The sequence below is a fragment of the Sphingobacterium sp. UT-1RO-CII-1 genome (assembly GCF_026711005.1).
Lineage (GTDB): Bacteria > Bacteroidota > Bacteroidia > Sphingobacteriales > Sphingobacteriaceae > Sphingobacterium.
This window is the reverse complement of the sequence record NZ_JAPPVJ010000001.1, coordinates 359,322-380,122: the sequence shown is the minus strand read 5'-3', so window position 1 is coordinate 380,122 and position 20,801 is coordinate 359,322. Positions and strand designations below refer to the sequence as shown.

Genomic DNA, 20,801 nt, shown 5'->3' with positions numbered 1-20,801 from the left:
TTATTTTTTTCGTGTTATTCCCATAAAAAAGGGTAGAAATAAGAATGTAGCAATGGTTGCGATAATCAGCCCTCCAATCGTACCGACTGCTAAAGGAAACCAAAAACCTTCCTTTGTTTCGCCTATTATAAAGGGAATAAAGCCAAGAATAGTGGATAAAACTGTCAACAATATGGGTTTAACCTTACTGTTCCAAGCCTGCATGTAAATTCTCGATTTTGGAAGTTTTGGATATTTCTTTTTAATAATGTTGTATTCATTAATGATATATATGTTGGCGTTTATTGTGAGACCTGATAATAGAATAAATGATGCGAATCCTCCTTGATCAAAATTTATTTTAAAAAGATAAAAGGACAGAAAAATACCTATAAAAGAAATTGGCACCACGGATAGTATGTATAACGGCTGTTTTAGTGAATTGAATAGTATAGCTGCAATAAAGTAGATTATTACAAAAATCATCAATAGTAATATGTATTGTTTACCACTTACATCATTCCAACTAAATCCTGCGTTTAGGCTTTTCATACTGTAGCCTATAGGCAAAGTAGGTTCAAATTTATCGACTTCACTTTCTAACACTCTTTTCCCTTGTTCTGCAGCACCTATATATTCGTACTGCAGGCATAGGCGATACTGTTGATCAACTTTTGCTAGTTCTTGTGGTAACATTTCTTTTTTTATTTCTGCTAAATCCGTCACTTTATAAGTCCTTTGATTAGCATGTACTGGTGTGTTCAAGAGACTCCATATATCGTAAGTTTCAGCTTGTTTCGCGCTTAGGTATATGGGTGTAGTTCCCTCTGAGTTGCGCTGTGCTCCAGCTCTTATGTCTTTAGCTAGCACAGTGCTCAATTGGTGGAAAACTTCATAAGGTTGAATATTCTCCTCGGCTAATTTTCTTTTGTTTATATGAAAGATGTATTCTTCGTAATTGTCTTTAAACCAGCTGAACTCTGAAGATATGTTCACTTCTTTTATTCTTCTGTTTTCCAGTAATCTTTCTTTGAATAATGTTGCTTGGCTGTAAAGTTCGTCATAATTATACCCATACATTTCAATTCGGTAAGATCCAGCATTCTCCCTGACATCATTACTAAACCCATCTCCAACTCCATATACAGACCAACTTCCCCCGCCCATTTCAAGGGATTTACTTATTAAATTACTTTTCAATTGATGCGGAAACCCACTTTTGGCGTGTTTTTTTACAAACTGTATAGTTATGTTTGCTCGTCTTGAATTATGAATTTGTGTTTGAAACTGTTTAATTTCTGAATATTGACTTAAGTAGCTTTCCATTCTCTGTATGAGGTTGTTCATCTCTGCCAATGTAGAGTGGCTAGGTAAAGAGGCGTTTACGGATAAAGTCGTTTCGCCCTGTTCTCCAAAGTAGGAGCCATTATATACGTTTTGTACGAATAATCTTAAACTTCCGCCCAATGCTTTGTTTACGGTTGAAGCTATGTTTTCTTTATAAAAATCCGATCCTAAAGTTTGATTGTATAGTGTTGTCCATGTATCTTTTCCTTGCAGTTTATCGGGCAACATAAAAACAGGTATACCAAAAGCAAGTATGATAAGTGCAATTACTGTTTTTTTCCAACGGTATAATGCTTGGCATATTTTTGCATAAGGCTTTATAAGGTAGGTATAAAGTCTTCTTTTTTGGCGGGCTGTTTTTGTTTTTTTATTTTGGTGTTGTGCAATTTTAAGTCTGTCAATTAAAGCGGGTACTAAAAATAATGCTACTGTTAAAGAAACGGTAAGATTTACTATAATTACTGCGGCAAAATCTTGTAAACTAAGTCTTAGCTTTTCATCTAAAAAAAATATTATGCTTAGCGACGCTATGGTTGTTAGGGTTGCAGCAAATATAGACATAAAGGCTTGCTTATTGTTTTTACGCGTTATGTGGTCTGCCATTACGATGATATTGTCTAGTATCAAGGTGAGGGAGATTGTTATTCCCACTAAAGAGTAAAGCTGAATTTCTAAATTGAGCAGGTAATAAAAAATTATTGCTATGCTGAGGTTACATATCAAGCTTATCAGGATTAGCGATATGTATTTTAAACTGCGGTAGCTTAATAGTATAAATGCAATAAGTATGGCTAATGTAATACCTGATCTGATATAAATCTTACGAAGTTCTTCTTTGATATATTGTGTGGCGTCATAACTGGTATGCATTTCATATCCCCTTGGCAGAGACTGTTTAATGGTGTTGAGTTTTTGCTCTACCTTTTTCTGAAGCTCTATTTGGTTGCTTGTTTCTTCCGCTTTTAGGTTCAAGTATATAGAATTAAGTCCGTTAATACGGAAGTAACTATGTGGTTCGGCTTCTGTTTTTTCTATTGTTGCAATTTTAGCAAGGGGGATAAATGTTTGGTCTACAGATTTTATTAAAATATTAGACAAGTAGTTGTACTCCTCTTCCTTTTCCTCAGGCAATACCACCCTTACCCACTTGGGTTGTTCATTTGGTTTTCCTGCGAAAGTCATATCTAAGTAGCGTTCTTCTAGTACTTCACTCAAAGCTGTTTGAATATCTTTTGTTTCTATATGATACTGACGCATAAGCTCGTTATCATATTTGATCTTCCATACAATTGGGCTCGCCCCACTTATATGCACCTCACTTATTCCTTCTATCATAGATAAGGTCGGTCTGATATAGTCTTCTGTATATTTTTGTATCTCTTGTGGCGACGTTGGGGCGTTTATGGTAAAGCTAAGAAAAGGTCTGCTAGCATTTTGGTCGGCATAACTTTGTGCTATACTTGGATAGCTTGCTTGCGGCGGTAAGGATGGTCTGAGTTGCCGTATTATAGTCGAAACTTCAAAGCGTGCAGCGTCCATAGCGGTGTTTTTATCAAATGAGAGGCTTACGTTGCCCCAACCATTACCGGAGGTAGAAGATATCCTATTTAGGCCTTGTATGCGGCTTAGCATTGCCTCTAATTTAGATGTAATTTCAATTTCCATAATACGCGGGGAGCCTCCGTGCATGGAAAAATGTACACTTATTTGGGGAAGTGTTTGTGTTGGTGATACTTTTAAAGGCAATAGGGGTATCCAGGTTAATCCTAAAAAAGATAAACATACAAATATGAGTACCATTGAGAATGGCGGTATACCTTTTTGTTTTGTCATTTTTAGATACCATTTAAACGATCAAACTGATAGGATAGCTGTTCGTTTTTTTCAAAATCATATAGTGTCAATTTTCGTATTTTGTAATAGCTTATCCAGTAGTTTCTAAGAGCAGATATATAATTTTTTTGCGCATCTTTTTGTCTGTTGAGCGATAGGGTTAAGCTGTTTATGTCTGATTTCCCTATGATAAATCGCTGTTTTGTAGCGTTATAGGCGGATATGGATAAATTCAATGCTTCTTCTGCACTATTTATCATATCCTGTTGTATATTAAAATCATTTACAGTTAATATGATGTCTTGCTGTAGGCTTATTTCTTTTTGCTGTATCGATATTTGCGCTACTTTTAAATTGTTTTTAGCCATATTAATCTTCCCTTTTTTTACTCCCCAATCTATTAATGGTATGCTTAAGCCTACAGTCACTATGTTCTGTTGCAAGGGGTTTTTATAGGCGCCTGCGAATGACGACGCTACTTGGTTAAAACCAGCGCTTAGTTGTAGGTTGGCCTGAAATGCGGCATTTTTACTGATACGTTCAAGTTCCATTTCTGCTTCCATTATCTCCTGTTGGTTGTTGAGGTAGTTGGGGTTATTGTTTATGGAATATGCTAGTGCCTCTTGCTCCGAGATATGAAGACCTGTTGGGCGTTCGGGTAGTATAATATCAAGTTGTTGCTGTTCATTTATGTTTAAAAATGAACGTAAGTTATTGGTGGTTTTTTTTAAGTCTATTTCACTGTTTTTAAGACTATTTTTCGCGTTAATGGCATCGAGTTTTAGCGTATACATATCTGCTTGTGATATAGAAGCAATTTTGAACCGCTCTTCACCGATTCGGAATAGTGTGTCTGCTGACTGTATATTATCAAGCGCCATCTCATATTCAGCCTGTGCCATGGCTAGATTAAAGAAATATTCTATAACTGTCTCTGCCACCTCTTCTCGGGCATAAATAAACTGTTTTTTTGCCTTTTCATATTTTAAAGGTTCTAAGCGTTTTTCCCACCTAAACTTATTGAACCCTACTAAAGACTGCATATAACCGATTCGTATCGGTATACTGTTAAATTGGCTGAAAGTGTGTTGTCCTATATTTCGCAGAAAGCCAAGCTCGGAATCAATGAAAAATGTTCCTCCTGTTAAGTCTAAGTTTTGATTTAATGAAAAGTTAGCTGACGAGTATAGTGATTGTTGACTTCTATAAACATCAATATTATTCTCGGGGTCATACCGCTGTATAAATTCTCTATTATATCTCAGTGGGGTCATGTTCAGGTTTAGTGAAGGGAGCCGCGCTGCTTTGTATGCTTTAAACTCCCAAAAGCCTGCCATATACATGTTCTCTGCCCGGAATGATTGTAGCGAGCTGTCTATTGCCAGTGATATGCTCTCTTGTAAGGTTAGTTTTTGAGTTTGCTGAGCAGATGTAATTGTCATCAGCAGATTAAGGAGTATGGATATAGCTATTTTTTTCATTATGCTTGTACAGCTTTATTTCTATAAATGAACCAGTAAATTAGAGGCACGATAAATAGGCTGATTGGGGTGCCTACAAGCATGCCGCCTATTGTTGCGAGTGCTAAAGGTTTTTCAAGTTCTGAGCCCATGTCTTGGCTGAAAATTAAGGGGAGCATACATACGATTGATGTCAGGCTGGTCATTAATATTGCATGGAGCCTTCTTCTTCCAGCTTCATGAATAGCTTCCATCAGCTCTACACCATCTTTGCGTAACTGATTTATAATATCCAGTTTTAAGATACTATCGTTTATAATGATGCCGCTTGTCACGATAATACCAATGGCAGACATGAGATTTAGGGAATGTCCCAATAACATAAGTAAACCCAAAGCAGCAGAAATTGCGACAGGTATTTCTATAAATACGATTAGAGGTTGTAAGAAACTTTCAAATTGCGCGACTAAAATAAAATACATCAGTAGGAGTGATACCCCCAAAACTATCATGAGCTCTTTTAACATTTGCGTATTTGAAAAAAAAGCGCCTGAAAACTGTATGTCATATTTGTTGTTAGGTTTCATTTTCTGTCTGAGGATTTCCCATGTCGCTTCCGCATCAGTAATATTATAAAAGTCAAAGGGTATAAACTCACCATTCTTGCCAGCTATAATGTTTTTTTGGCCGCTTACTTCTACCAATGTTATGAATTCTTTTACAGGGTATTTGTATGCCTTTGTGTTGGCTTTTGTTGTAGGTATTTGTATAAAAGTTTCTTCCAGTACTTTTTCAACGTTTTTCTTCTCTTGCCCTATTGTAATGGGTAGGTGCTGTTGGTAAGATCGGAGCGTTGTTACTTGTTCGTCATTTATCGCAGTCTGAAGCGCGCGGTACAATGTGCTGTACGGTATATCGTACAAGCGTAATTTTTCTCTGTCTATATGCAGCTCATATTGTTGTTGAAACGGAATACTTTTAGCGCTGTATCCTGTTAGGGTTATGAGTTTTTTGTGCCATAATTGTAGGGCGTCATGGTCTATTTGCGTTGTGTGACGGTCGTAGTACTCCAATCTTAGATCGGCACCTGCGGTGTTGAATATGCGTTCAAATATAGTCCCGGCAGGGGCAAAGCCTACTATGGCATTGGGGTAGTTCTGTTTTAAATAATTTTGCACCTTGTTTTGTATTGTAGTAAGGTCTGCCGGCTTGTCTGCTTTGAAGTATAGCTCTGCTTCTGTAGAAGACTGTTCTTGTTTGTCGCGTAGTAGAAACTGCTGTCTTCCGACCAAAGCAGAGTTTTCTAGCGCATTGCCTTTTAGGGCAGCTAGTAGTTCGAGTGTTCTTCTTTCATTTTCCACCACATGTATATTCTCATTCCAATCTATCTGTGCAAGTAGTTCATGTTGATTTATTATGGGTATTTTTTCTTTTGGAATAATGAAAAATAGCCATACACAAAACGGCAATATCACGAGCATAGTAATCAGCGTTAGCGCTTTGTGTGCGAATATGCTGTCCGTTATTTTATGGTATTGCTTTTCCAGCCAGGAGTTTTGTGTTGTGGCGTTTTTTTTGCCTTTTAAGTAGTTATTTACTCTGTTTGTTACTCTTGTTTTTATTTTTATATTATAAATCACGCGGTAGAGAACTGGTAGCAGAATAATGCCTGTTAAGTACGAAACCAATAAGCCAATAGTTATAGAGAAGGCCTGATCGAAAAATATAGCACCACCAATACCGCTCATAAAGATCAAAGGCACGAAGACAGATATGGTTGTTAAGGATGAGCTTAGCATTGGCACAATTACTTCATTAGTACCCATCACACAAGACGTTTCTAAGTCATGTCCTTTTTTACGATACTGCCCTATATTATCAGTTACTATTATAGAATTATCTATCATCATGCCTAAGGCTAGTACGAGGCCCGTGAGTGATACGATATTGAGTGATATTTTAAAAACATAAAAAAATAATAGACTGCTAATGAGTGATACAAACATCGTTATACCTATGATAAGCGGCGACTTTATATCGTGCATGAAAAAGGCAGAAACCAGGCATACGAAAACAAAAGCTATTATTAGGTTTTCTTTTAAATTGCCTATTGTATATTCCAAAAGCTCTGTTTGATTTTGCGACTTTGAAAAACTTACGCTAGGGTATAAGTCTTGTAGGTGGCTGATGCTGCGATCTAATTCCTCCTGCAGTTGAGACATGTGTTCGTCAGCTCTTTTGATCACTGCCATAGTTATCGCTCTTTTTCCTTCATATATGGATAAGCCTTCGTGTGTTTCGTCTACAAGCTTTATGTCTGCAATGTCTTTAAGTTGGAAGATCCTGTTGTTTTTTTTGATATAAACATCTTTAACATCTTCTATTGTGCGCACTACGGCTGAGAAGCCTATATTGTATGCATAATGACCCTCGGTTACCTGCATGCTGCCGGGTTCTATATTGTTGTTTTCAAGCGTCGTTTTGATGTCATCTACTGTTATTCCTGTTGCTTGCAAGATGTCTTCTTTAGGAATCATCTGAATGCGTTTACGCATCGTTCCAGTCATATCAACCATAGCTACAGCGGGGAGTTGTTCTATACGTTTTCGTATTACGTTTTCTGCGAGCTCGCTTAACTCCAGGAATGCATCAATAGGGTTTTCTCCGAAAGCTTGATCGTTTTTTAAGGTGAGGTGCATGTAAAATACCGGTATATCACTGGCATTAGCCTTTACTACATATGGACGAGCTATTTCTTTTGGTAAATAGTTCATTGCTGCATCGATTCTTTCGTTTACTTCGATAAATGCCAGATCTGTATTTACGCCATAATTAAAGTGCAATCTTATTACTGCGCTTCCGTCTCTTGCTTCGCTTTGTATGTCCTGCAAGTTGTTAATTTGTATCAATTGTTGTCTTACTGGAGCCACGACGGTGGCTTCCAAATCACGTGCGGCTTTGTTTTTGCCTTCAATCTGTACCGTTATTTCGGGAATGGGAATATGAGGTAGCAATGAAATTGGAATATTCAAATAGGTAATAATGCCTATTATAAATATGCCTAAAAAACTCACCAAAACGGCGGTCGGCCGCTGAACAAGGAACCTTATCATCAATTAGATACTTTATTTTATATCGTTTATTACTACGACAGGAGCCTCGTGTGCGAGGTTTATATTTCCTGTATATATCACCGAGTCACCTGCTTTTAAACCCTCAGTTATGGTGTAACTAGTAGAGTTTTCATGGCCTGTTTCTACATAGTTCCATAGTGCCTTTCCTGCTTTTGCGGTAAACACTACTTTTTTATTGCTTCTCAGTACTACAGCAGATTTTGGAACTACAAGCTGATTTCCGGCTTCATGTTTGACACGCACCTTTACATTCATTCCTTCATATAGATGGTTGCTGGGGTTTTGTATTCTAGCTTTGACCTTCACCATGCCTTGTTCATCTACTACGGGGTTTATTTCTATAATTTTTCCTACAAAATTTATATTTAGAGAAAAGGGAGTTATCTCAACGTTGTCTCCTGGGCGTACAAAGGGAAGCTCACTTTCCAATACTAGAAAGTCAGTGTCTAAGCTATGAGTTCCTATAAGTGTACAAAAAGGTTGACCACTTGTTGGCATATTATACGTTTTGACAAACAAGTTGGCTATGACACCATCGTGCGGTGCGTATAGCACCGAGTTTTTCAGATTAAATTCAGCCATTTCAAGTTGTATCAGGCTATTTTCGTAGTTGCTTTTTATTTTTGCAATACGTAGTGTCTCCGGTGGAATTTTTAAAGAATCTCTCAAGACATAACCTTGACTTATAAGTACATCTTGTAATTCTAGTTTTGCTTTTTCTACGTTATCAAAGGCTTGACGTAATGCACTCTGTAGTTTAAACTGTGTTAGCATGGCTATTTTTTGGCCTTTTACTACTTGTTGCCCATTTTTCACATAAATTGCTTCTAGAATATCTGGCGATTCAAAATATAGGTCTGCTTTTTGTTGAGCACCAATTGTTCCGTTGGATACCAGTTCATGACTGAACGCTTCATTTTTTAGCACCGTTGTCTTTACCTGTTTTTCATTTTCTGGTAAAATTGTTTGCACATGTGTCTCTTCTTCTTCCTGTTCTTTATGCGTGCTTTGACAGGCAGCTATGAGCAGCATAAGAATAGCTGCGCAGGTCCAATGTTTTTTATAGCTTTTTCGTAGTATCATGACTGCTTCTGTGCTTTTTTTATTTTTATTGTGTCAATCATAGTTTTCATTTTTTCTTTCATTTCTTGTGTAGCCGGCGATTCTATTTTTGGTTTTTTACGTAATACTTCACTAGCCTGCTCGTGCGCCAAGTCCCATTGTTCTCTTTCAAAATATGCATTTGCCCATAGGTAATGTGGGTATAGCCTATATGGTGTGCGCATAATTGCGTTATTAAAATTATGCTCTGCTGATTGCATCAAGTTTAAGGCTACGTAGTTGCTTGCGATCATAACATGTATCATGGGGTCGCTGCTTGTTGATGCAGCTTTATGAAGTATATTGTTGCTTTCGTGATATTGCTGTGTTTTGTGGAGCGCTCTTCCATATTCAAACTGTACAGCAGTTTCTGTGGGTAAGTATCGCACTATTTTTTCGCCTGCTTCAACCACCTTGTTATAGGCACCAACCTGATACAAACGGTTTATATTGCTCCATGCTTTATAAGCTTTGTATACAGGAAGTCTGCTAGCTATTGCATATGTATAAATTAGTGCAGAGATTGATAATGTTGTTATTATCCAAATATTATTACAGCGTACTCTGAGTGCTAAAGTGTAGGGTGATTTTTCGGCAGGCCAATCGACCATGATATGCTGTTTGGATACACAGGCAGAAATTAAAAATGTAAATATGATTAGAAAGGGTATTAGACTAAAAGGATAGGATGTACTGGCAAATGTTAAAAGAGCTAAAAGACCGCCTACAGCTGCAATTTTTTTGCGTCGTACGCCTATGTACAATGCATGAGTTATTATAGCCATAGCTGTGAAGAAAAAAAATGGACCAAATTCTATATATAATTGAAGAAAGTCATTAAAAGCATATATGGGTTCGCCAGCGAGATATTTTTCCGCAGTTGTGGCTTTGCCTGAACTTAAGTAGCTTGCTTGTGCTTCGCCGTATGCACTACTGAAACCACCTATACCTGTACCTAGGGGGTGGTCTTTTGGAATATCTTTTGCCACCTTCCATATGAGTAGCCGCCCATCAGCGGAATCTTTCTTTAAATTATATAGAACACTTAGTGAGCTTCCTAGAAACAGAAATGCAAGTGAAGTATATAGGATAATTTTTTTATGGTGTTTTTTCCATTGTATGGTTTTGTTTTTCAATACATATAGTATGTATACAGTGCTGCAGCCTATTCCTGCTGCCAACCATGCCGCTCTACTCATCGTTGCTGGAAGTACTATAACGATGCAGGCAAGAGTTACGGCTGCTAAGGCGCAGCGCATATAAAAAACAGTTTTTTTAGGGTGGAACTTGTTACTTATTATCCTTTGGTCCCGTAGTACATAGTATAAAGCGATAGGAGCTATTACTGCTAGGTAGCCTGCATAGGGTCCAGGGTTAAAAAAGGAGCCTGTTGTTAGAAATAAATTATGTTGTGATTTTGTTTTGCCGTATAGCTGCAATAGCCCCCATCCTGCTTCTATTAATCCTGTTGCTATTATTATAATAAAAAGAATAGCAACACTATTTTGCTGTTGTATTATCATAATGCGGAGACAGAAGTATAGTACAGCTAATAGTGTAAAAGTTAGTGTCTTCATTTGCCATGTGGGGAGTACCATGGAGGATATAGCTCCTGTCAGGAATACAAAAATAGGTATCCACAGATCAATAGGGGTGTACAGAAGGTTTCGACGATTTTTTATAAATAGCACAGCAGTAGCAAAAATCACAGGGCCCATTGCTATATAAAACCAATAGGCTTTTGCTACGCCTAAATTTAGGTCGAACGCATTGTCTACAACCAATACGCCTGCAAATAGTGCTATAAATGGTAATAGGTATAAATATTCAACTGTTTTCTTTCTAAAATTTATCATCGTTAGCTTAGTGGTTTTAAAAATCGACTCCATCGTATTTTTTTAGTATCAGGGTCTACAGACCGCCATATATATGAGGCTTTTCCTACAATATGAGTTTCTGGTAGTAAGCCCCAGAAACGTGAGTCTTCAGAGTTTGAAGGATTATCTCCCGTCACTATATAATAGTTGTATTGAAATCGATATTTGTTTTTTTCTTTTATGGTATGTTCAGCGTTAGTTTCATAGGCTATTATATTTTTATAGTGCTGAAAATTTATCGAGTCCAATTGTATTTCATCTCCCTTTTTGGGAATATATAGTGCGTTTTTTTGCGCAGCAGGGCTGTTTTTTTCTAGCAGATGAAAGCTGCCGTACTGATCCAAGTAGAGGCTGTCGCCGGGTATACCAAAGCAGCGTTTTACGTAGTATATATCTAAATTTTTATCTAACACGTCTGATATGTGGTAGGGCGGGTTGAAAACGAGTATATCGTCTCTTTTTATTTCCCTTACACCTTTCACCCGTTTGTATTCTTTTTTTCCGAATAAGTAAAGCCAGTCCATCCTTGGGCCAGGAATGAGTTTATTTGTTAGAATAAAATCCCCTGGTTGTAGTGTGGGCTGCATTGAAGGAGAGGGGATCCGGAATGAGGCTATCAGAAAAATACGTACACATATTACTACTGTAATGGTACTAGCGATTATTGTAATCATTTGTATTATATCTTTCTGATATTTAAGCATGGGTTTTATGGTTTTTTCAAATAAAGCAAAATATTTGTCGTTTTACGAGTTCTTAGCAAGCTCAATTCTTACTCAATTCTTTCGTTTTTTTTATTGTGGTTTATTGTTTTTTTGGTTTTTTATAAAATAGCTAATATTGACAGGCTCATGCTACGGATCGGTCTATGAGTTGCATACTGTTACCTATGAAATAATAGTCTACCGCCGCAGTGCTTATAAATACATCACTCTTTTACTTCTGCTCTTTACATATCCTCTTTGTTTTATGGCACAAGGCTGTGCCTAAAAAAGTAGAAGTAACAGAGAAAGGTGGCAGCGGCTAGAGTGAAGGGTGACTAAAGTTTCTGTTTTTTGCGAGGTGTTATTGGTAACCGTGACGACGGTAGGCCCAGTCGTCACGGGTTTATTAGCGTCCAGCAGTATAAGCTCTTTATATATCAATGTTTACTTCGGCTTTACTGTTGAAACACATTGCTCTATTGTAGGTTTTATTTTTTTGATATACATTTAAATGCTTTATTTAATGTAGCTGCCTATATTCTTCAAGTAGTCGATAGTATATTCATGCTTGCTGTCATCATACCCTATAAAGTATAGGATATCCGTGTATTCATCGTAAGCTATGGATCTTACTTTTTTATCGGTGTTTAGCAAAGCAATCTGTTTTCCGTCCCAATCGTATACCAGCTTTTAGTAAAGCAGGGGCTAACTAAAGTTAGAAACAGTAACAATCAATACGGCTTTTGGAATGTTTGTTTTCATAAAAGTGTAATCTATTTTTGCAGTTAGTGTCTATTCATTTGTGTATTTACTTAGTGAGTTCGTGAGCAGGGTACGTTTTGTTGAATGGTCATATGGAATACCGAAAGTGTTTTATGAACAAACTTTTGTTTTAAATAGGTGTTCATGCTGCAGCTCGGTCATACGTGTTTGTGTAGCCTCTGTTGCATGGTAGTTGCGTATGCACCTTTCTTCTTATTTGTTAAGTTTTAATTTATAAAATAGCATATTGGAGCTTAGCACTCCAAATTAGTAGTTCGGTACTTTTTTATTTACCGACAGTATATTTTACAATACGGCTCAGTCCTTCTTTGTTATCTTTAAGTGCTAGAAAGACCGATCGATCGTCATTAGAAGCTGAGATTGCCTCAACTTTACCATTTATAGCTAGTGTTTTCTCATGAATTCCTTCCCAGTCGATAATTAAAATCATGGATTTTGCTTTACCTTCTTCACTATCCATTTCGTTAAAGGTCTTACCGTAGTAGAGTAGATAGATATATTTCTCAGTCGAGGCGATACCATTTATGTATATAGGAGCATCTTCTGAAATAAAATTAGTTTCTGGGTCTATTACCTTTGTTTTTATAGGCTCTTTACCAACTTGTATATTTTGTATTACTTCTCCATTTAGATCTAATACTTGTATTCTATTAAAATGTCTCATACCAGATATTATACGTTTTTTAGAAGAGTTTACTGCAAAATAATTATCTCCTAAAAGTTGGCGATGTTCTTTTTCTAGGGGAGATAAAGTGATATCTGTGGGGAAGTTTATCCATTGTGAAATTTCATTAGTAGACGTGTCTTGTATGAAAATCATGCCCTTACCTTCTGTAGTGTTTTTCCCATATATTTTATCTGCACTTAATACAATATCGCGAGCACCTGCACCGGGTAAAAGACCTTTGTCTTTGTAGGTAAGGTTGTTATTTTTCCACTGAAATTCTTTCAAAACACCATGTGGTTCGGAAACGAAAAAGTTTACACGATCTGTTTTTGTTAGAAAAGGAATACTTCCGAACTCATTTGGGGCTGGCCCAATTTTTCCAAAGGAAAGAAGTGTTTTAAAATCCGATGAATTATAGAATTGAAAAAAATATTCATTGACATTACACATGTCATTAAGTACTAGAATCGAGTCGCCTATTAAACCTATTTGTGAGTAACAGCTAGGTTCAATTGAGCTTTCTTTTAAGTTTTTTTCTTCCATCTCAATAATATCGTCGAGAAGAATTATTGTCTGTTTCTGTTCTGTGTTTTTCTTGCAACAAATAAAAAATAGTATGACTAAAAGTAATAGAGAAGACTTCATCAGGGTTTTGTATGGAAGTGACATATATGAATTTTACAGTTTTAAATATTTATAATAAATATAAATTTCTACATTTTTTAAGGATCTAACTTGTAGCTAAGAGAGCAATAATAATTTATTATTGCTCTTTGATGCTTACAAAATTATGAACTCCGCAGTGTACGACGAGAAGTACTTGATACTGATTTAAAATATTGGAAACCTTCACAATAACTGGTTCCACATTTTAGACCAAAATAATTAGTAGTTCCTCTTCTCGCTCCTAGTTGTATATCTAATATGGCGTGTGCAAGTAGAACATATTTATAAATTTATGTTAAAGCCTTGCAATAGAATAATTATTAGTGGATGCAATTCTTGCTCAATTCTTCCTTCATCTTTTTCTTATGATTTTATATAGGTAAGAGATAGGAAACTATCATAGGCTTTGGATGAGTGATTTTAGCTTTTAGGCACCCGATTAATAGCGTATTGCAAATGTGATCAAAAAAGATGATGTATTATTCCAAATTGATTAGAGTAAAATTTTAATTACTCTTGTAAGAGATTATATATTTATATTTTATGGAAATATTCATTGAGTTATAACATGTGAAATATTCATTATGATGCAGGAGTTAGTATGTTTTATTACAGATCTATTTCCACGAGAATATAGTCCATGTCTGGTGATAATGCTAATGCATAGCCTTTTTTGTCATCATTTTTAGCACAAAACGATATAATTTTCCGGTCAGTTTTATAAGTGGTCATCAGTTCTCCTTCGGCGGAAAATTTAAAAATATAGCTTTTGGAAATGGAGTTTTTGTCTTTTCTAGATATGCCCGTATACAATAAGTAGAAATAATTTGTTGTAGCATAGATATCGGAAAAATACTCTAAATCTTTGTCCATTATCTGTCCTACCTCGTTTGAATTTGTAATTCGATTACGTAAAGTATTAGAAAGACTGAAATCAAGCTGTTTTAATTGCTGTAGAGAATCTCCGCTAAGTTTATAGAAAGCCAGATCGCCTAAAAAATATGAAGCAAAGGCTAAAACTTTATGTTCCTTATTATACGCAATATGTCCTTGTGCAAACACATATTGACTTTCTCTTTCACTCAACTCTTTGATGTATTGAGGATAAATATTCTGATTTTTCACTATATTTCCCTTGTTGTCGAATATTCTGATAGAGCCTTCATTATAGGGGCCAGTAGTAATAAAACCGTCGCCTGTTTGAGTAATCCTATCCGCAATTCCTAATTCCAAAGAGTTGCTCGGTTCTAAATCTCCATTTAAAATACTATCTATATTGTACACTAAATATTTACCACTTTGGCGTTGTAAAATAGAAAGATTATTACTTTCACTTGTTCTTGATAGCAGTATTGGTGGAATAACTTCATTTGGTCCTTGCCCCACTTGGACTTGTCTACCTAAAAATCTGTTTTCCCTGATATCATAGAATGTTAATAGTTTTTCTTCCATGTTATCGGCAATAATTAGTGTTTGGTCGAAAAGAGCTATTTGGGAAGGTTTTCCTAACAGAAAATCAATCTCAATTTCTTTACTTTGAGCTGGAATTGCATTTTTTAGCAGTTCTTGCACATCTTGATTTTTATTATTGCAGGAAAAAAGGGTTATTAATAAGCTAATGCTGATAAAAAACTTTAGATATTGTATATTCTTCATGTTTTAAAATGTTGGTCCACTTCCTCATAGATGAAAGAACAGATTTGTCAAATATATAGGTGATATAGGTGAACTTTTAAACAATAATTACCATGTAAGTGGTAATTGGTTTTATAAAAAATACAGTCATCTCTATTAAAGAGACGACTGTACTGGTAGTGTTAACAATAATATAAACTACACGTTTGTCCATTAGTAAGTGAATAACTGTCACAATATGCACTTGACCAGTTGTTTGCACAACCTATACTTTCGTTGCTGTTGTTCATTAGAATAACTTCTATATTAGCTATACTGGTGATTTTTTTATTTTTTTTCCTCAAAAGAGTTTGTTTTACAGTTATTTGTAATAGTAGAGGTGTTGATATGATTAACTTTCTGTTATTAGAAGTCATATGTGTACACTAACAGGTGCTCAAAATCTTCTAATGGATCCCATGTTATTATTTTTTTTGATTTCTCATCAATTTCACAACGTAATATGTTATTATCAAACTCTAAAATAGCTCTAGGATTTAGATTCCAATCATAGACTTCCATCTGGAAATCAAAATGTCTCTTTCCTAGATTGATTGGGAAGGGCTGTAGCTGTTGAAACTTATAACCCGAAAATTGAGCTAGTATAAGTTCAGATGTACTATATATATAAGGATACTGGTATATGTTTTTTCTTAGCTGACTATTTATATCTGTGACTTTATTTTTTATATCTGTGACCTTATTTTCAAATTTTCCATCATCGGAACATCTGTTTAGAGAAATATGATCTATGAAATTATGTGCTGTTACTATCTTATTGTGCGAATTAGAAAAGTGAAAAAAATCTAAGCTCTGGTTATATTTTGTGTCAAGATCATCTTCGATACCAGTATCAAATCTCAGAGAGTCAATAATAGTGGCTGAATTCATGTTGTAGGATACAATATTGTTATCCACAGTTAAGTACATAAAAATTGAGTCGTTGATAAATGAAGCTTCTTGAATAGGGAACTGAGTAGGCTCTTCAAGTCTGGTCCTACTGCGAAGGCTAGCTCCTGTTGCTGAAATCTCATAGCTTTTGAAATCGCGCCTTCTTTGGTCGAAGATGGAAAATAATTTTCTATCTTGATTTCTAAAAATTGTGGGAGATAAAAACTCATTTTCGCTTTCGCCTACTTCTCCGAAACTATATAAAAAGTCTAGTGTACTTAGTGAATATACGAAGAAGCAAGGTCTTTCAGGCATTGTCTCACTTTGTATGATTAGATAATCATTATGGATAACTAGGTTAACAGGTTTAATTATCTCATTTATTATCTTTTTAGTAGCAGTTAGTTTGATATGTTCGGGGAAATCTTTCTGTATTCTTTTATCTGGATTATTGCACGAATGTGTGAAAATAGCAATGAATAGAATTATTAGTAAATTACGCATACTTATGAATTTTTGATAAGGGAGCTATCGCACTCCCTTATTTATTAATTATTTGTTGTTAATTGCATTGCCATCTCTCACAGCTTGAAAAAAAACCTGTTGTTGAACAATCACACCTCATTATTTGCTTTGTCCCCCAGGCAATTTGACTGCATCCTCCAGCGCACGGCGCACCTCCTTCATTCATAGCCAAAGCTTCCACATTGGCCAAACTGATAGCAGATAATTCATCGTTATTATTAATATTCATATTAAAAGTAGCTACTGCGGCTATAGCTACAACAGCTAGTGCGCCTAAAATTTTCTTTCTCATTGTTTTGTTTTTTATTATTGATTAATGTGCAAATGCACGATATTTCTCTGCTGTATTATATCTTTTCAACAGCTTGTTGTTATACAACTTTTCTGGTTCTTAATTTTTATCTTTTCCGCTGTACCTCCTTTCTAGTAATTGAGGGAAAGAGTGGCGGTAAGCTATATACGACCTACCTGGAGAGTTTGGCTTACCGCTTTATCCCATTTATAGATTTGTTTCAACAGTAAGTGGTGTTCAAATGGGTTTCATTCGTTTTATTATTATTTGGATTACTGATTCTATCTTTACAATCGCTTCCGGCTGTATATTCAGTATAATATGTGCAAGAAGAACATCTATAAATATATATTAAAGCCTTGCAATGGAATAATTATTAGCAGCCGCAATTCTTGCTCAATTCTTCTTTGATAATTTTCTTGTGAATTAAGTCCTTATCTGATTGATTGTTCGTTGTGTGCGTGTGTTGTTGAAGTTCAACTATTTATTATGGGATATTTTTAATCTATTTTGTAAGAGACTATGTTGTGTATTTCAAGGAAATCTTGATCTAGTTCTTGGGTTATAGCATATAATGTGCTTGTATTTTCATTTATACAGAATCCGCCTATTATGTTTTGATGTATGATAAAAGATTTAATGAGAGTTCCTTGCCAATCTAGTTTTGCTAAAATGGCGTTTTGTTTTGTTGGAGAATTTTTTGTTTTGATGAGTATATATATATAGTCTTTTAATGGAAATAAAGCTTGTATACCTGTGTACTCTGCTTCTAAGTTTATTTCTTTTGTTTTTGAATTTATATTAGGGATGGGTGTTTTTGAAAACGCTAAACTTCTAAGATGCTCACCTTTTAGATTATAGAGATGAATTAGGTTCATAAAATAATTTACAGCAATCACCTTGTTTTTATTTTGATTGATAGCAGTACGTACCGCAAAGAAATAATCTTTTCTACTTTTTAGATTCTTTAGTGTAGGGTAAAAAGGTATGCTAATTTTCTCCTTATCTTTTTTATTGTAAATGAAGAACATAGAATCAGGTGACTGAAGATCTCTACCCGTGATATAGTCTGGTGATAAAGCAATATCAGAAGCAGGAAAAATTTCTGCTGGAAAATTTGATATGTTATTTAGAAGGTAATTGTTTCCCTGATATAATATGTTCATCATTTTTTTTGTATGGATATCATATAGGGCTGGATAGCCGTCTATAGTTCGAGTTGTAAATTCTGGGTTTAATAGTTCTTCTGGACCTTGCCCTATATTCCCAAATGAATCAATAAGCATTTTTTTCTCTAAACTTAATGCCATTAATGCTTGAGGAGATCTTGCTAAGTTGATAAATAAAACAGAATCTTGGTATTCCAGTCCAATTGGTAAAACATCATTTAAAGAGAGAATTTTTTCCTTAATTTCTAATGTGTTTGATTCTTCTTCTTCTAGATTAATAAAAATCCATTGCTTGTCACTTGTGCAAGAAACAAGGGTAATTGTTAATAAGATCGAAAAGATCAGGGCCAATGTTCTTAATGAAGTCATAATAGGTGAGTGTGAGGTTAAAAGGTGTTATTTTGAGAGATTAAGCCGAATAGAGTTAATTCTCGATTCGGCTTGTTAGTGTTAACATTTATCAACTTCGCCACCAACTCTATCATATTGGTCGCAGCTTATTGAACATTTAAGCGCCACTGGTAATGTACTGTCGTAAGAACCTTTATAACAGGCGTTGTTTCCCGCTCCCCCATTCTCACTTTGCGCTATTGCCTCCACATTGGCCAAACTGATAGCAGATAATTCATCGTTATTATTAATATTCATATTAAAACTAGCTACTGCGGCTATAGCTATAACAGCTACTGCGCCTAAAATTTTCTTTTTCATTGTTTTGTTATTTATTATTGATTAATGTGCAAATGCACGATATTTCTCTGCTGTATTATATCTTTTCAACAGCTTGTTGTTATACAACTTTTCTGGTTCTTAATTTTTATCTTTGCCGCTGTACCTCCTTTCTAGTAATTGAGGGGAAGAGTGGCGGTAATCTATAAACGACCTGCCTGGAGAGTTTGGCTTACCGCTTTTTCCCATTTATAGATTTGTTTCAACAGTAAGTGCTGTTGAGATGGTTTCATGTGTTCTATTTTCATATATATTAGGGCTTCTATCTGTACAATCGCTTCCGGCTGTATATTCAGTATAATATGTGTAAGCAGAACATCTATAAATATATATTAAAGCCTTGCAATAGAATAATTATTAGCAGTCTCAACTCTTTCTTACTATTTTTCCTTTGTTTTACATAGGTAAGAGATATGACACTATCATAGGTTCGGGATAGTGAACTATGGCTTTCAGTCTGTTTGCTTTGATAATGATTGTAAAATGATTTAGATGCTAGGTACAATAGTTCTACCATAGACTACATTTAATTGTACTTTTCCTATGTATAGGAATATCAAGAGTTACGCATACTTGATTGTTTTTTTTAATTACTTCACTTTAATTATAGCTAAATGATGTATGTCGTTATTGTCAAAGTGGATGTTTTTAGCAGCTTTTTTGTAAGCTGAATTGCTATTGAAATTATGTATATTGTTTTTTTCTTTTTCTATACTTTCTGGGTTTATACTGAAAATTAAGTTGTTTGCTTCAATTAATGTATGTGGATTAAATATGTTTAAGATCCGGTATCGCAGATCATGGTCTAATGATTCTGCAGCAATGTAGGAGTAATCCTGTCTTGAATGGTTGTAGATAATCATACCTATTTCTTTGTTTTTGTGAAAAGTCAATAAAGTATTGATGTCATTAGTTTCAAACCAACTCATGAGAAAGCTGGTTGATTCATCCATGGCAGCCGCAGATCTAAAAATTTTAATGGGTTCATTTTTATTTTCTTCAATATATTTGTTATTAATACCTGCATGCATGTATGGAGTGAAGGTCATCTTTTGCTCGTCGAACTTGTAGATGTCTTCATAATAAGGTGGGGCGTAAAAGGTATGATTTACTGAGTTTTTTAAAAAACCTGATTGGATGGATATAACGGGTATATCAATGTCGTAAGGCATATATCGTTTTAGTACCTCTCCAGTCTTACTTATCAGAAAGATGTCATGCATTATTTCCTCTGAAGGGTTTTTACTAGTGTATACTAAAAAGCTGTCATTTACTTTTGTGAAACTAAGTGGGAAAATATTGATACTTAGTTTTCTTAAAAAGTCTGCCGTATTTAAGTCGTAAAAATAAATGCCAGCCCTACCTTCATTTCCAAGTAAAACTAACTCGTTATTATCGTTATCTACTAAAAAATCATCAATATGTATGTATTCTCCAGGGCCATGTCCCTTGTCGCCAAATTGTTTTATACAAGTTCCATTTAAGTCAAACGAAAATAAGCTTTGTGTTTTCCTATCAAAAACATAATAATTCGTATTCGTCTTAATGACTTTAGATATCTCTCCAAGTACTGTTTCATCATCAAACTTTAGTGGAATTATTTCTTCCCATATAAACAGGTCGTCAAAATTTTTAGAGGGAAAACTCATGTTGTTTAATAGATCAATTGAATATTGAAAAGTATTTTCGGGAGCTTTTTCTCCTTGTTGGTGATTACAACTTGATGTTAAAAGAAATGTAATAAACATACAGATTGCAAAAAAAAAAGAACGGTTGGTCATCATATATAGAATTGTTTTTGTCTTGTGTTTTTACTGGTTTGATTAATATTTTTTTCCTTGTAAGCTATGGCTTAGTAATTCTATTGTTTTTTTTGTTATAAAGGAAGTGTATAATAAATTATTGGATATTTTAGCATTAGTTTTATCGTATTCATTTTTGATTATTCATTGGTTTCGTTTTAATATTTT

General features: G+C 35.0%; 13 protein-coding genes. All 13 read right to left on the bottom strand.

Going from position 1 to position 20,801, the window contains the following annotated elements; all coding sequences use genetic code 11:
* The 13 genes from ORI89_RS01515 to ORI89_RS01455 all read right to left on the bottom strand — a co-directional run bounded on the left by ORI89_RS01515 (nt 1) and on the right by ORI89_RS01455 (nt 20,615).
* Nucleotides 1–3,159, bottom strand: a complete 3,159-nt coding sequence (locus ORI89_RS01515) for an efflux RND transporter permease subunit (RefSeq protein WP_268228656.1) — start codon at nt 3,157–3,159, stop codon at nt 1–3.
* 2 nt (nt 3,160–3,161) lie between these two features.
* Nucleotides 3,162–4,640 carry a TolC family protein gene (locus tag ORI89_RS01510; protein ID WP_268228655.1) on the bottom strand — a complete coding sequence of 493 codons (1,479 nt, stop codon included), beginning with the start codon at nt 4,638–4,640 and terminating at the stop codon, nt 3,162–3,164.
* On the bottom strand, nt 4,640–7,732 hold the full coding sequence (locus ORI89_RS01505) for an efflux RND transporter permease subunit (protein WP_268228654.1): 3,093 nt from the start codon (nt 7,730–7,732) through the stop codon (nt 4,640–4,642). Before ORI89_RS01505 ends, ORI89_RS01510 begins: the two co-directional genes overlap by 1 nt.
* 12 nt (nt 7,733–7,744) lie before the next feature.
* On the bottom strand, nt 7,745–8,836 hold the full coding sequence (locus ORI89_RS01500; protein WP_268228653.1) for an efflux RND transporter periplasmic adaptor subunit: 1,092 nt from the start codon (nt 8,834–8,836) through the stop codon (nt 7,745–7,747).
* Entirely contained in the window at nt 8,833–10,710 is a 1,878-nt protein-coding gene (locus tag ORI89_RS01495) for an O-antigen ligase family protein (RefSeq protein ID WP_268228652.1), read from the bottom strand. Before ORI89_RS01495 ends, ORI89_RS01500 begins: the two co-directional genes overlap by 4 nt.
* Nucleotides 10,711–10,712: 2 nt before the next feature.
* The gene (gene lepB / locus ORI89_RS01490) at nt 10,713–11,405 is read right to left on the bottom strand and encodes a signal peptidase I (protein WP_268228651.1); all 693 of its coding nucleotides are present in this window, start codon (nt 11,403–11,405) and stop codon (nt 10,713–10,715) included.
* 1,078 nt (nt 11,406–12,483) lie between these two features.
* Complete coding sequence (locus ORI89_RS01485) at nt 12,484–13,554, bottom strand: BF3164 family lipoprotein (protein ID WP_268228650.1); 1,071 nt, start codon at nt 13,552–13,554, stop codon at nt 12,484–12,486.
* Between the two features lie 606 nt (nt 13,555–14,160).
* A complete protein-coding gene (locus tag ORI89_RS01480; RefSeq protein WP_268228649.1) occupies nt 14,161–15,207 on the bottom strand; it encodes a BF3164 family lipoprotein in 1,047 nt (348 codons plus the stop codon).
* Nucleotides 15,208–15,591: 384 nt separating this feature from the next.
* Nucleotides 15,592–16,620, bottom strand: a complete 1,029-nt coding sequence (locus ORI89_RS01475) for a BF3164 family lipoprotein (protein ID WP_268228648.1) — start codon at nt 16,618–16,620, stop codon at nt 15,592–15,594.
* A 58-nt stretch (nt 16,621–16,678) separates the two neighbouring features.
* Entirely contained in the window at nt 16,679–16,933 is a 255-nt protein-coding gene (locus ORI89_RS01470; protein ID WP_268228647.1) for an NVEALA domain-containing protein, read from the bottom strand.
* A gap of 500 nt (nt 16,934–17,433) precedes the next feature.
* The gene (locus ORI89_RS01465) at nt 17,434–18,471 is read right to left on the bottom strand and encodes a BF3164 family lipoprotein (protein ID WP_268228646.1); all 1,038 of its coding nucleotides are present in this window, start codon (nt 18,469–18,471) and stop codon (nt 17,434–17,436) included.
* A gap of 81 nt (nt 18,472–18,552) precedes the next feature.
* Nucleotides 18,553–18,813 (bottom strand): NVEALA domain-containing protein, encoded by a 261-nt coding sequence (locus ORI89_RS01460; RefSeq protein ID WP_268228645.1) that lies wholly within the window; start codon nt 18,811–18,813, stop codon nt 18,553–18,555.
* Between the two features lie 608 nt (nt 18,814–19,421).
* Nucleotides 19,422–20,615: a 6-bladed beta-propeller gene (locus ORI89_RS01455; RefSeq protein WP_268228644.1), complete on the bottom strand. Its 1,194-nt coding sequence runs from the start codon at nt 20,613–20,615 to the stop codon at nt 19,422–19,424.
* Between the last annotated feature and the right edge of the window lie 186 nt (nt 20,616–20,801).

Bases quoted from the DNA above. Each gene is read 5' to 3' on its own strand.
- ORI89_RS01515 (WP_268228656.1), bottom strand. From the start codon at position 3,159: ATGACAAAACAAAAAGGTATACCGCCATTCTCAATGGTACTCATATTT.
- ORI89_RS01510 (WP_268228655.1), bottom strand. From the start codon at position 4,640: ATGAAAAAAATAGCTATATCCATACTCCTTAATCTGCTGATGACAATT.
- ORI89_RS01505 (WP_268228654.1), bottom strand. From the start codon at position 7,732: ATGATAAGGTTCCTTGTTCAGCGGCCGACCGCCGTTTTGGTGAGTTTT.
- ORI89_RS01500 (WP_268228653.1), bottom strand. From the start codon at position 8,836: ATGATACTACGAAAAAGCTATAAAAAACATTGGACCTGCGCAGCTATT.
- ORI89_RS01495 (WP_268228652.1), bottom strand. From the start codon at position 10,710: ATGATAAATTTTAGAAAGAAAACAGTTGAATATTTATACCTATTACCA.
- lepB (WP_268228651.1), bottom strand. From the start codon at position 11,405: ATGATTACAATAATCGCTAGTACCATTACAGTAGTAATATGTGTACGT.
- ORI89_RS01485 (WP_268228650.1), bottom strand. From the start codon at position 13,554: ATGTCACTTCCATACAAAACCCTGATGAAGTCTTCTCTATTACTTTTA.
- ORI89_RS01480 (WP_268228649.1), bottom strand. From the start codon at position 15,207: ATGAAGAATATACAATATCTAAAGTTTTTTATCAGCATTAGCTTATTA.
- ORI89_RS01475 (WP_268228648.1), bottom strand. From the start codon at position 16,620: ATGCGTAATTTACTAATAATTCTATTCATTGCTATTTTCACACATTCG.
- ORI89_RS01470 (WP_268228647.1), bottom strand. From the start codon at position 16,933: ATGAGAAAGAAAATTTTAGGCGCACTAGCTGTTGTAGCTATAGCCGCA.
- ORI89_RS01465 (WP_268228646.1), bottom strand. From the start codon at position 18,471: ATGACTTCATTAAGAACATTGGCCCTGATCTTTTCGATCTTATTAACA.
- ORI89_RS01460 (WP_268228645.1), bottom strand. From the start codon at position 18,813: ATGAAAAAGAAAATTTTAGGCGCAGTAGCTGTTATAGCTATAGCCGCA.
- ORI89_RS01455 (WP_268228644.1), bottom strand. From the start codon at position 20,615: ATGATGACCAACCGTTCTTTTTTTTTTGCAATCTGTATGTTTATTACA.